Annotated in this window: 12 protein-coding genes; 5 read left to right on the top strand and 7 right to left on the bottom strand. The window is 45.0% G+C overall.

Annotation, left to right across the window (positions count from 1 at the left end; genetic code table 11):
• The first annotated feature begins 292 nt into the window (after positions 1–292).
• Genes WC1_RS01945 through WC1_RS01960 form a run of 4 tightly spaced genes read left to right on the top strand, consistent with a single transcriptional unit; the run spans position 293 to position 4,297 of the window.
• Positions 293–1,417, top strand: a complete 1,125-nt coding sequence (locus WC1_RS01945; protein WP_003837612.1) for a glycosyltransferase family 4 protein — start codon at positions 293–295, stop codon at positions 1,415–1,417.
• Entirely contained in the window at positions 1,410–2,207 is a 798-nt protein-coding gene (gene rfaP / locus WC1_RS01950; RefSeq protein WP_016151174.1) for a lipopolysaccharide core heptose(I) kinase RfaP, read from the top strand. The genes WC1_RS01945 and rfaP overlap by 8 nt, the downstream gene beginning before the upstream one ends.
• 30 nt (positions 2,208–2,237) lie before the next feature.
• Positions 2,238–3,257, top strand: a complete 1,020-nt coding sequence (locus tag WC1_RS01955; protein ID WP_016151173.1) for a glycosyltransferase family 8 protein — start codon at positions 2,238–2,240, stop codon at positions 3,255–3,257.
• Positions 3,258–3,304: 47 nt separating this feature from the next.
• Positions 3,305–4,297: a glycosyltransferase family 8 protein gene (locus WC1_RS01960; protein WP_016151172.1), complete on the top strand. Its 993-nt coding sequence runs from the start codon at positions 3,305–3,307 to the stop codon at positions 4,295–4,297.
• Between the two features lie 26 nt (positions 4,298–4,323).
• On the opposite strand, the gene WC1_RS01965 is transcribed toward WC1_RS01960, so the two are convergent.
• The 7 genes from WC1_RS01965 to rfaD are packed head-to-tail and all read right to left on the bottom strand — an operon-like array spanning position 4,324 to position 11,595.
• The gene (locus WC1_RS01965; protein ID WP_016151171.1) at positions 4,324–5,268 is read right to left on the bottom strand and encodes a glycosyltransferase family 8 protein; all 945 of its coding nucleotides are present in this window, start codon (positions 5,266–5,268) and stop codon (positions 4,324–4,326) included.
• Entirely contained in the window at positions 5,269–6,324 is a 1,056-nt protein-coding gene (gene rfaQ / locus WC1_RS01970) for a lipopolysaccharide core heptosyltransferase RfaQ (RefSeq protein ID WP_016151170.1), read from the bottom strand.
• Position 6,325: 1 nt separating this feature from the next.
• Positions 6,326–7,339, bottom strand: coding sequence for a glycosyltransferase family 2 protein (locus WC1_RS01975; RefSeq protein ID WP_016151169.1), 1,014 nt, complete (start codon positions 7,337–7,339; stop codon positions 6,326–6,328).
• The gene (locus WC1_RS01980; RefSeq protein WP_016151168.1) at positions 7,332–8,615 is read right to left on the bottom strand and encodes an O-antigen ligase family protein; all 1,284 of its coding nucleotides are present in this window, start codon (positions 8,613–8,615) and stop codon (positions 7,332–7,334) included. Before WC1_RS01980 ends, WC1_RS01975 begins: the two co-directional genes overlap by 8 nt.
• Positions 8,616–8,631: 16 nt before the next feature.
• Positions 8,632–9,600, bottom strand: coding sequence for a lipopolysaccharide heptosyltransferase RfaC (gene rfaC / locus WC1_RS01985; protein WP_016151167.1), 969 nt, complete (start codon positions 9,598–9,600; stop codon positions 8,632–8,634).
• Between the two features lie 3 nt (positions 9,601–9,603).
• On the bottom strand, positions 9,604–10,650 hold the full coding sequence (rfaF, locus tag WC1_RS01990) for an ADP-heptose--LPS heptosyltransferase RfaF (protein WP_003837632.1): 1,047 nt from the start codon (positions 10,648–10,650) through the stop codon (positions 9,604–9,606).
• 12 nt (positions 10,651–10,662) lie between these two features.
• Positions 10,663–11,595 (bottom strand): ADP-glyceromanno-heptose 6-epimerase, encoded by a 933-nt coding sequence (gene rfaD, locus WC1_RS01995; RefSeq protein WP_003827312.1) that lies wholly within the window; start codon positions 11,593–11,595, stop codon positions 10,663–10,665.
• 215 nt (positions 11,596–11,810) lie between these two features.
• On the opposite strand from rfaD, the gene kbl reads away from it, so the two are divergent.
• Entirely contained in the window at positions 11,811–13,007 is a 1,197-nt protein-coding gene (kbl, locus tag WC1_RS02000) for a glycine C-acetyltransferase (protein ID WP_003837635.1), read from the top strand.
• Positions 13,008–13,012 lie beyond the last annotated feature (5 nt).

Raw genomic sequence — 13,012 nt, 5'->3', positions numbered from 1 at the left:
TTCACATGGCCGCATTTATATGTCTTAACCTCTTGTGCGGTGTGCGTTTCCTGATGAACTGGTGTCTTATTTATCTGTATGTTTTTAATAGTTTATTTTGTTTTTTGTTTAAAAAATATTCATTTCGGAATGCTTGATAATAAATGATATACTACTGCGCAATTTCAGGTAGCTAGCGGGCAGAAACGTTTCGAAAGCACAGAAAGTCATCTTTGGATGCTTTAGGCAAGGATTACACGATTCTGATGCTTCAAACCTGATATGCCTGGCGACGCGATGCGGATATTAATGCATGAATATTGCTTTTTGTTTGTACAAGTATTTTCCCTATGGTGGGTTACAGCGTGATTTCTTGCGGGTAGCGCTGACGGTTGCTTCTCGTGGGCATCATGTTCAGGTATTTACCCAGTCATGGCAGGGCGAGCGTCCGGAAGGGCTGGAGATTATACTCGTCCCCGTTACATCCAGAACGAATCATGGGAAAAACGAGCAATATTATCAGTGGGTTCAGAATTATTTAACTCAACATCCCGTCGATCGTGTCGTTGGTTTTAATAAAATGCCTGGCCTGGATGTGTATTACGCTGCGGACGTTTGCTATGCGGAAAAGGTTGCCCGCGAGAAAGGCTTTTTCTACAAATTGACGCGCAGGTACCGACACTACTCTGCATTTGAAAAAGCCGTATTTCAGCAGGGTGTCGGCACTACGCTTTTGATGTTAACCGATAAACAAATTGGTGACTTCAAACATCATTACCAAACTGAGAGCCAGCGCTTTCGTATTCTGCCTCCAGGAATCTACCCTGACAGAAAGTACAGCCAGCAACCTGAAAACAGCCGGCTGATTGTTAGAGAAAAAAATGGTATTGGTCTCGATCAGTTCTTGCTCTTACAGGTAGGTTCCGATTTCAAACGCAAAGGCGTGCCAAGAACATTACAGGCGTTGGCTTCTTTGCCTGATGTCATTCGCCACCGCACACGATTGATGGTTGTTGGTCAGGATAAGGCCGATCGCTATCGCGCTCAGGCTCGTCAATTGGGGGTTGAAGAACAAGTGCAGTTCTTCTCGGGGCGGGACGATGTAGCAGAATTGATGTCTGCTGCTGATTTATTACTTCACCCAGCTGTACAGGAAGCCGCCGGTATTGTCTTGCTAGAAGCTGTAGTTGCCGGGCTGCCGGTATTAACTACCGAAGTTTGCGGCTATGCGGGTTATATCAACGCCGCCCAATGTGGGGTGGTGATTCCTGAACCTTTTGAGCAGGAAAATCTGAATACAGCACTTTTCGATGCGCTGCAAAATAATGAGCAGAGAAGTCGTTGGGCCGGGAACGCACGGCATTTTGCTGATACAAAAGATCTCTACAGCCTGGCAGATAAAGCTGCAGATATCATTTTAGGTCCTAAGAATGATTGAATTAAAAGAACCATTTGCCACGCAGTGGCAAGGAAAAGACCCGTTTACTGAAGTCGCTAAGCTGGACGGTGAGGTTTTTCGCGCCCTGGAAACACGACGTACCCTACGTTTTGAGATGATGGGTAAGGGTTATTTTCTTAAATATCATCATGGAACCACGCTTAAAGAAGTGGTGAAGAATCTTATATCTTTACGTATGCCTGTACTTGGCGCAGACCGTGAGTGGCTGGCGATACATCGCTTGCAAGAACTGAATGTTGACACCATGACCGGCGTGGCATTTGGGCAGAAAGGACTGAATCCGTTAGAGCGCACCTCATTTATCATCACTGAAGATCTCTCTCCTGCTATCAGCCTTGAAGATTTTTGTGCAAGGTGGAAAGTTGAGCCCCCTGATTTTGTATTAAAACGGACAATTATTACCCGGGTGGCAGAAATGGTGGGTAAAATGCATCGGGGCGGGGTAAATCACCGGGATTGCTATATATGCCATTTCCTGCTCCAGCAGCCGATGCCGGAAGACGTTGCGAATATCAAACTTTCCGTAATTGATTTGCATCGTGCACAAATACGCCAGCATGTGCCACGCCGCTGGCGGGATAAGGATCTGATTGGACTCTATTTCTCTTCACTTGAGATCGGGTTGACGTCCAGAGATATCTACCGTTTTTTACGTGTCTATTTTTCGAAGCCACTACGTGAAATCTTTCGTCAGGAAGTCAGGTTGTTTGAACAGGCTGTCACAAAAGCGCAAAAAATAAGACAAAGAACAATAAGAAAAGCGCTATAAATCACAGATAAAGTTTGAGGCCATTTTACTATGAACATTGATTTCCAAAAGCTAGTTATCCAAAAACACGTCATAGACAGCTCTACGCATGAGAAGAGTAAAAAATTAAGTGTTGCGTATGGTGTCGACCGTAATTTTTTATTTGGCTCTGGTATTTCAATGACCTCAGTATTAGTGAATAACCCTGATATTGATATTCACTTTTATATAGTAACAGACTATATAGATGACGATTATCTGAAGAGTGTAAAACGCCTGACCCAAATGTATAGTACGACTGTGACGGTTCTTGTGTTCGATAACGCGGCGTTTCGTGCACTGCCGAGTACAAAAGCATGGACTTATGCAATGTACTATCGTTATTTCGCATTTGAATATTTAAGCACAGAGTTAAGCTCCGTACTGTATCTTGATGCAGATGTTATTTGCAAAGGCTCTCTTCGCGAGCTTACCGAGATTAATTTCTGTGGAGAATATGCCGCTGTTATCAATGATATTGATGAAGTACGTACTAAGTCCGGCAATAGGCTCGGTATTCCTGAACTGAGTAATGGGTACTTTAACTCCGGAGTGGTGTTTGCGAATCTGGAAGTTTGGCGTGAGCAGCAGTTATTGACGAAGGCTTTTTCTATCTTAGATAAACGCCAAAAGGAACTTTTGTATTTTGACCAGGATGTCCTAAATATATTGTTCGTTGGTAATGTGATTTTCCTGAGACGAGATTTTAACTGCATTTATGGTGTAGATCAGGAACTAAAAAATAAAAACGATAAAATATACCAGGATTATATTACTGAGGATACTGTTTTAATACATTACGTCGGTGTCACTAAACCATGGCATACATGGGCTAAATATCCGGTAGCTAAATACTTCATCGAAGCATATAAAAAATCCGCATGGGCGGAACAAGCCTTGTTAAATGCAAATACGGCAAAGTTGTATAAACGTAAGTCACGGCATGAAAGAGTGCAGCGTAAATATATTCGCTCGGTACTTAGTCATGTAATGTATATAAAAAATAAGTTACACAATTCAAAAGCATATTGAATATAGAAACAGTAACTTATTGATAATCGATTAAATAGGTGTAGCGAATGAACTTTGATTGTCATCAGTCTATAAAAAAGATACTTGAGTTTAATCAAGCGCCGACCGAACAGAAAATACAACTTAACATCGCCTGGGGTGTTGACAGGAATTTTATGTTTGGTGCTGCAATTTCGATGACATCGGTACTATTGAATAATAAAGATTTAAATATCCATTTTCATCTTTTTACTGACTACATTGATGCTGATTACCAGCAGCGGATAGCTAAATTAGCAGAGCAATTTTCCACAAACATCTCAATTTATGTTATGGATGCTAATGGGTTAAAAGTTTTGCCAAGTGGTCACGCCTGGTCACACGCAATGTACTTCAGGTTTATTGCCTTTGAATATCTTGATGAGAAAATTGATTCACTTTTATACATTGATGCGGATGTAATGTGTAAAGGTTCACTTTTTGAACTCACGCAGATTGATCTTGGAGAATATGTTGCAGCGGTAATTACCGATGTGGATGATAGCCCTGCCAGAGATATTGAGATAAATAAAGATTATTTCAATTCAGGTGTCATATTTGCAAACCTAAAAAAGTGGAAAGAGCAGAATTTTATCAATGCAGCTTTTGATATCTTATTAGACAAAAATAATAAACTTTCATTCCCGGATCAGGATGTCTTGAATATTCTTTTCTTTAAAAAAGTAATTTTTCTGGAGCGAAGGTTCAATGCTATCTATGGAATTAAGCAAGAATTAAAAAGCAGAGATCTTGCGAAATATAAAGAATATATTACATCTGATACTATTCTAATTCACTATGTTGGCGTGACTAAGCCGTGGAACTCTTGGGCAAACTATCCTTCGGCACAGTACTTTGTTGAGGCCTGGAAGGCTTCACCTTGGGCGGATGTTCCATTGCTACCAGCCAGAACGCCAAAACAGTATAAAAAGAAATCAAGGCATGAAAGATTACAAGGGAAGTATTTCGCCTCGGTAATAAGCTATATTGGTTATTTACGGGAAAAATTAAAAAGTAAGTAAAAAAACTCCCGTAAGGGAGTTTTTTATTAACGTAATTTAGTCTTAAGGTATTTCAAGTACCATTTGATCGAGGCGCAATAATTCCCTTTTTTAGCTTCCTGGCGTGAATAGACCCGATAATCAGTAGGTCTCATGCGTGGAGCATAAGAACGCATTTCTGTGTTTCGCCATGGTGTGAAATGATGGTAGAAAAGATAAAGTTGCTGTGAAAGCCCAGTATGTTCTTTATACCAGGGCTTTCTTCCACCGGTAAAGTGGATAATTCTCGGCAGAATATCCTTTTGGTAGAAGAAAGTCTCTTTTTGTTGGTCGGTGAACCAGTTGAACAAAAAGTTCCATCGATGATCGATGAATTTGACGTTGCCGTCCATTGCTATGTTCAAAGCATCTTGGTCGGGGTAGGGAAGACTTTCCCCTCGATCAAATAAAATCTGATTGGCTTTTGTTTCAATATCATTTTTAAGCCAGTTTATTATGTTAATATATAGGAATCCGGAGTTAAAATAAGAAGGAGTGCTAAGTTTTAATCGTTTGGCATTTTTATTATCGTTGTTATTTAACGAATCATGACTGGCAGCACAAATTACTTCGCTAATATCAATGCTATTAATGTCATCGATTTTATCGAAGCATAGAGTATCAGCATCTAAATAGATAAAATGCTCTACTTTACCTTTAAGCAGACGCGGTACGGTCAACCTCATATAAATTGAACGGTTCAGGTGTTTAATTGCAAAGTCATTGTTATACTTTTCAATCTCTTTTTTATCAATATTTATAATCTGAATTTTATCAGTGGTTGAACGCAGTTTCTTGATTTCTTCGTCAGTAACGTCATAGACAAAAACGAAAAATGATAGGTTTTGCCCCGGGTTGTTCATTATTACAGACATAATGGACACTGCTACATATTCCAGATAATTGGCATCTGTACAGTAAGCAATGTTAATAACGTTTTTTTTGCTGTCCATTTATGCTTTCTCATTACCTTTTATATTGTCACTATCATGAAGTACCGTATCGATAGCGTCAATCACGGCTTGCTCCGGTATCCATGTGAGATATTTTTTTGATCTGTCGAGTTCATCCCGAGAAGGCATCGGATGATAATCGCCAGCCCAAATCAATAAGGCTTTATCCGACCATGGCTTCCACTGTTGATAATTGGTGGCGCCAAACAGGCAAACCTGCGGTGTCCTTAGCGCTGCAGCCATATGCATAGGTGCGGAATCGACACCAATGTACAGAACTGCATGATCGATCAATGCAGCTAACTGCAAAAAGGTGGTTTTACCTGCCAGCGTCAGGTCAGGGGAAGATTGACACAGTTCAGCAATGCGCTGAACCTGCTGCTGCTCACTTAGCGCTGGCCCACAGGTAAGATAGACGTGCAGACCTCGTTGATGCAGGTGGTCTATAACATGCGCGAACTTCTCATCATCCCAGCATTTAAACTCTTGTCTGGCAGTGGGTTGAATAACGACATATTTCTGCGTAGGCAACGTGGGTAACAGGGATACCAGATGTTGATAATCATCTTGACGATAACTCAGCGACATCTCTTTCTTTAGTTCTGCTTCGCTAAAGCCAATGCCTTTTAGAATCGAAAGGTTTTGTTCAACAATATGTGTCCCAATGGACGGTGTTACTCGCGTAAAAAGTCGATTCCACTGATCTTTTTCGCGCTGGAAGGCAATTGAAGGGCGGCGTAAAGAGGCGATAAGCGCACCAATTGGCCATTGTTCAGTGAGGTTAACAATCAGGTCATAGTGATTTTTCTTCAGTTGTTGACGTACTGAGAGATAATTCTTTGCTGTTGCCAGCAGGCCCTGTTTTTTCTCAATGAGATAAAATGTATTGATGTCTTTGTGGGCGGCTAAGATTGCTTTGGTATCTTTATAGAGGAGCAGATCGATCTTAGCATGTGGATAACGAGCCCGAATGCTGGCAATGACTGGCGTTGTTAACAGAACATCTCCATAAAACTTGAGCTTGCAAATAAGAACCCGGTCAACTTTTTCAAACATGTTAAAATCCCTTTCGCAAGAATAAGCTTTTACAAGCAGATAGTATCTTATATCTTGTTTCAGAAATAGAACGATCGATATGGGGATATTTCATCTTCAGAATTATTTTCTTCTTAACGATTTTCGTATCGCAGCATGCAAGTGCATTCTGAATGTCATTTAGCATACTTTCGCTATAACGATAATAGCCTTTTTTCTTGCGTAAAATTTTACGTCCTTCGAGAAAGCAATTGATAATCATAAATGTCGCAACAGTACGCTTAGATCTATTTTCATTAATATATCTATACATTTTTCGCATAGCAAAGAAGATGCTGTCAGCGTCACTATCAATAATGTTCTCGGTAATGCTTTTATCATTTACTCGGTAGTAATATAGCTTATTCTCGATTTTTAGAATCTTATGACATTTAAAATACTGGAATGGGCAAAAAATCACGTCTTCGTAGCGATGATGTTCCTCGAACTTATCGCTACCAATGATATTGCGGTGAAAGATTTTTGTCATCAGATGCCATTGCCCTGCCTTGAATGTTGGTAACAGAGGGGCGTAATTGTCATCTGATAATGTTATTTCGCGCTGGGCAATATTGTTTTCCATTTCCGGCGCGTTCTTATACAAATTGTTTATATCTCGAGTTAAGTTAAATTCGATAATGTCATATTTTTCGTCTCTTAACTTAGGCAGGAGAATTGTAAAATAATTCTGGCAGACAATATCATCACTGTCTACAAAGCCAATATATTTCCCTGTCGCATGGGCAAGCCCAACGTTACGAGTGATTGCAACGCCCTGATTTTTTTGGCTTATATATTTAACATTATGGCAATCTTTTTCGCGGTAAAACGCATTTATACGCTCTTCGGTTAAATCCGTAGAGCCATCATTAACAATTATTACCTCTACATCATCAGTGATGCTCTGATGTATAGACGCCAACGTCGCTGTGATGAGTTCAGCGTTGTTGTATGTAGGTATAATAATGCTCAGTAAATAACCGGAAGCGTTAACCATGGCATCGTTCTCTTGTTGGATTCGAGCTCAGTACTGCTGCTACACATAACGCCAGTACGCTGCTCAGGGCTTCACCTTTGGCATACAATAATAAATCACTCAAGCCATAGACAGCGATAGCGCCTGAGACGACGAACAACAGAGGACTACGTTGCCAGTAAGCTATTAAAAACATGGCAGTATAGAGCAAGAGTAGCACAACAACACCAGGGATGCCTTTCAGCGAGAAGGTATCAATGACTTCGTTATGCAGGTGGACGTCCACATAGGCGAGAGCCCCTTGCATTGTGACATTTTGTAATGCGAACGCTTTGATTTCTGCATCTCGTTGTTCAAGCGATTGTCCCCAGAGGTGTGCGTTTCCTGCTTCAATACCGACCTGTTGCATCGCAAATCGCGCACCAATTGATGTATTACTGTTATTCTGGCTGTAAGAATGCAAGTCGGCCATCAGATTCTGGTAACGCACCTCAATAACCGATTTTAACGGAATAGTTGCCAAACCGCCGAGTATTACGAAGGCAAGCAATGCTCTTAATAACATTCTGCGATTATGTCGGTAGTGGATGAAAAACAACCCAATACTCAGGATTGGATAGATCAGAATGGCCGCTCGGGTCTGTGTCGTAACCATGACGGCAAGGGAGAGCAAAAAATGCAAAAGATAGAGTGAAACAGTGTGTTTTAGTCGCAGATTAAGGATGGCCTGTGATGCTAACAAAGCGATAAATGTCAGGCCGTAAGCCGCTCCGGTTGGATGTTCAAAGCCCAGCGCAACACGGTAGGTCATAATATCTGGTGCTCCGGCAGCCTCGTAGCCTGCGAAAAGATACAAGCCTATTGCGGTAAGAATCGTCCAGAGACTGGTAATGCGTGTTTTGTTGGCACACGGCTCTCGCGTGGTCAGAGCTGTCATAACCAGTGCGGCAAAAATCATCACTTTGCCACCGTTCTGGTATGAACGATAGGCACCGGTAAAGGCTGACCCAGATTGTTTAAATACTTCTACCCAAATAATCTGGAGTAAACCAAAGAGCAGCAACATAACAGGCAAAACCAGATTTTGTTTGTTACTGCACACATGCTTTATATTTTTTCCTATAAGCGGCAGAGACAGAGCCGTGGAGAAAATAAATACCTTCAGCGCTTCATCTGGATTGACCAGGACCATCGCAAGAGTTGCCAGGATCCCAGCATAAAATAAGACGTATATAAAATCGAATGGATTATTTTTTATACTACAAACAAAACGAGAAAACATGTGTTGGCGAAGCATGGTTCGTCTCTTAAAGTTAAAGCAAATTATTATCAATTAGCGATACGTTGACTAAGCTTGCGTCCAGATCCTGCAATTTTCCGGAATGGCTCTGCTGTGTGTATTGATTCTTCCCATATCCACCAATCAATCCCGGGTCTGTCGGGCCATACAACGTAATATTGGGGCGATCCAATGCGGCGGTTAAATGGCTGAGACCTGTATCAACCGACACCACAAATTTTGCTCCCGCCAGGATGCGAGCAACCTCTTCCAGACTCATCCGCGGCAGGACATCAACGTAGGGAAAACCTTCCGCCAGCCTTTTGGCGCGCTCTTCTTCATGAGGGGCGCCCCAGGGGAGTTTAATACGGATGCCCGTATTATTTAACAGCCCAATCAGCTCCCGCCAGTTGGCTTCTGGCCAGTGCTTATCATCACGTGTTGTGGCATGCAGAAATACGGCATATTGGCCTGTATCAGCATTACATTCATTCACAAAATGCTGAGCGATAGCGTAATCACCCTGCGACTGCGGTTTGGCATATCCCAGACTTTTGGCGAACAATTCACGCGTACGTTCTACCGCATGCTGCTGTTTGGCAATGTGATGTTTGTGATTATAAAACAGGCTAGCCAGCGGCTCGCGGGCCGTACTCCAGTCCATACCATGCTTGACGCCACGTGCCAGACGCGTCACTAACGCCGCACTCTTAACCAGGCCCTGCGCATCAATTATCGCGTCATACTGCTGCAAACGTACCGCATCGCGAAACGCTTTACGCTCGGCTTTAATCGGCGCTGAAAACCAGGCTTTACGCCAGCGGCGAATCGCCACTGGGATGACCCGGTCAACGGCTGCATGCCAGGAAGGGATCTGCGCGAATCCTTCTTCCACCACCCAATCAAATTGAATACCCGGAATAGCCTGCTGCGCATCGGTTAATGCGGGCAACGTATGCAGAACATCGCCCATAGACGACGTTTTAACGATCAGAACCCGCATCCGTCAGGCTTCCTCTTGTAACAACAGGTCGTTGAGTTCTTCCAGTACACGCTGGGGTGTGATGTCAATCAGGCTTTGGTGATAGCCTTCAGCCGCATCGCCCTTGCGCACTTTGTGATAGCCCGTAATCAGACGAATGACCCGCGCTTTGTGCGACAACGGCGGGGTAAAGTCCGGACTACTTGGGCCATACAACGCTACCAGAGGTCGATTCAACGCTGCGGCAACGTGCATTAATCCAGAGTCGTTGGTGACGACCGCTTTGCAGGCGGCAAGCAGAATAACGGCCTGCTCCAGCTGCGTTTCGCCCGCCAGATTACGACACCAGGCCTGCTGCTCAACGCTTAACGTTGCCAGGATTTCATTTCCGGCTTCATGATCTTTTGCCGAGCCAAACAGCACAATCTGATGACCTTCGTCGATCAGCTGTTTTGCCAGTTCAGCATAATGGTAGTGTGGCCAGCGTTTCGCCGGACCAAATTCCGCACCTGGGCAAAAACCGATGATGGGGCGTTCGGCAGAAAGGGAGAACTGGCTACAGGTCAGAGACTTTTCACCTTCGCTGACCTGCAACTGTGGCCACAGCAGAGGTTGCGGCAAATCTTTAGCCGACAGCATCACGCCTTTATCGTAGGCCAGGGCCACATAGCGTTCGACCATCAGCGGCCATGCGTCTTTATCCAGCACGCGCGCATCGTTGAGCAGGCCGTAGCGCATTTCACCACGCCAACCGGTACGATGCGGAATACCTGCAAAAAAGGGCACCAGCGCGGATTTAAACGAGTTAGGCAGCACATAAGCGCGGTCATAGCGCTTCTCACGCAGGCTATGACCGAGCTTACGCCGTTCACCAATTTCCAGAGCGCCATGCCCAAGCGGCATCGCGATCGCTTCATTGACTTCCGGCATCCGCGATAACAGCGGACGGCACCATGCAGGTGCCATCACGTCGATTATCGCCTGGGGATAGCGCGCCTTGAGCGTGCGATAGAGACTTTGCGACATCATCATGTCGCCCACCCAAGATGGGCCAACCACCAGAATCCTCATAGATTGCCTGCCTTATGCGTCGCGGTTCAGCCAGGCCATATATTCCGTTACGCCTTCAGCAACGGTCTTAAACGGCTTGTCATAGCCCGCGGCGCGCAGGTTGGTCAGGTCTGCCTGAGTAAACGCCTGGTAGCGGCCTTTCAGTTTTTCCGGGAATGGAATGTACTCAATGCTGCCTTTTTTGTGGTACGCCAGCGTTGCGTCAGCAACGGCCTGGAAAGATTCCGCACGACCAGTACCGAGGTTAAAGATGCCGGATACCCCGTTTTCCAGGAACCACAGGTTCACTGCAGCCACATCGCCAACGTAAACGAAATCACGTTTGAAGTTTTCGCTGCCTTCGAACAGTTTTGGTGTTTCGCCATTGTTAAGCTGAGTATTGAGGTGGAAAGCGACGCTCGCCATGCTCCCTTTATGGCCTTCACGCGGTCCGTAGACGTTGAAATAGCGGAAGCCAACAATCTGAGAGTTGGCTTCTGGCAGGATCTGACGAACGTACTCGTCGAACAGGAATTTTGAGTAGCCATAGACGTTCAGCGGTTTCTCATATTCACGGGATTCGATGAAATCAGAAGTGCGACCGCCATAGGTGGCGGCAGAGGACGCGTACAGGAACGGGATTTCACGCTCCAGGCAGTAGTGCAGTAGCTCTTTGGAGTATTGATAGTTGTTATCCATCATATACTTGCCGTCCCACTCGGTGGTGGAAGAGCATGCGCCTTCGTGGAAAATAGCTTCGATATCGCCGAAATCTTCCCCGGCCATAATCTGGATCAGGAAGTCTTCCTTGTCCATGTAGTCAGCAATATTCAGATCCACCAGGTTAACAAACTTGGTGCCGTCTTTCAGGTTGTCCACCACCAGGATGTCGGTGATGCCTTTATCATTCAGGGACTTAACGATGTTGCTGCCGATAAAGCCCGCGCCGCCGGTAACGATGATCATAAATGTAACCTTCGAATTATGGAGTCAGAGACAATCTCAGACACGAATACTTTCTATCATATCACTACATGGCTCAGGCTTCAGCCATTCACCGATAAGCCGTGCGGGTACACGTGATTTATGCTTCATTTTGAAGAAGTGATGATGCGTCATCTCGTATCAACGTATAGCTTTGGGTAATATGTGCTGAAATTTGCCCAGTCTGGAGAATTGAAATGCGTGGGGATTTTTACAAACAGTTAACCAACGATCTCGACACCGCACGTGCGGAAGGATTGTTTAAAGAAGAGCGCATTATTACATCTGCCCAGCAGGCAGATATCACCGTGGCGGACGGAAGCCACGTTATTAACTTTTGTGCGAACAACTATCTGGGACTGGCCAACCACCCGGAGCTGATTGCAGCGGCAAAAGCGGGTATGGATTCTCACGGATTTGGTATGGCTTCGGTTCGCTTTATTTGCGGTACCCAGGATAGCCATAAGCAACTGGAGCAAAAACTGGCGGCATTCCTCGGTATGGAAGATGCCATCCTTTACTCTTCCTGCTTCGACGCCAATGGCGGCCTGTTTGAAACGCTGCTGGGCGCAGAAGACGCAATTATTTCCGATGCCCTGAACCACGCTTCTATCATTGATGGCGTTCGTCTGTGTAAAGCAAAACGTTTCCGTTATGCCAACAACGATATGGTCGAGCTGGAAGCTCGCCTGAAAGAAGCACGTGAAGCGGGCGCTCGTCATATCCTGATCGCCACTGATGGCGTGTTCTCTATGGATGGTGTGATCGCTAACCTGAAAGGCGTTTGCGATCTGGCGGATAAATACGACGCGCTGGTCATGGTTGATGATTCCCATGCCGTCGGTTTTGTCGGCGAAAATGGTCGTGGCTCCCATGAATACTGTGACGTGATGGGTCGCGTGGACATCATCACCGGTACGCTGGGTAAAGCACTCGGCGGCGCATCCGGTGGTTACACCGCAGCGCGCAAAGAAGTTGTTGAGTGGCTTCGTCAGCGTTCCCGTCCTTATCTGTTCTCCAACTCACTGGCGCCAGCGATTGTTGCGGCCTCCATTAAAGTGCTGGAAATGGTTGAAGCTGGCAGTGACCTGCGCGACCGCCTGTGGGCGAACGCACGTCAGTTCCGTGAGCAAATGTCTGCCGCTGGCTTTACTCTGGCCGGTGCCGATCACGCGATTATCCCGGTGATGTTGGGTGATGCAGTGATCGCGCAGGACTTTGCTCGTGAACTGCAAAAAGAGGGGATTTACGTTACCGGATTCTTCTATCCGGTGGTTCCAAAAGGCCAGGCGCGTATCCGTACCCAGATGTCTGCGGCGCATACCCCTGAGCAGATTACGCGTGCTGTTGAGGCGTTCACACGCATTGGTAAACAACTGGGCGTTATTGCCTGAGGATG

The organism is Citrobacter sp. KTE30, from assembly GCF_000398825.1.
GTDB lineage: Bacteria > Pseudomonadota > Gammaproteobacteria > Enterobacterales > Enterobacteriaceae > Citrobacter > Citrobacter freundii.
This window is presented reverse-complemented; position numbering and strand designations above follow the sequence as displayed.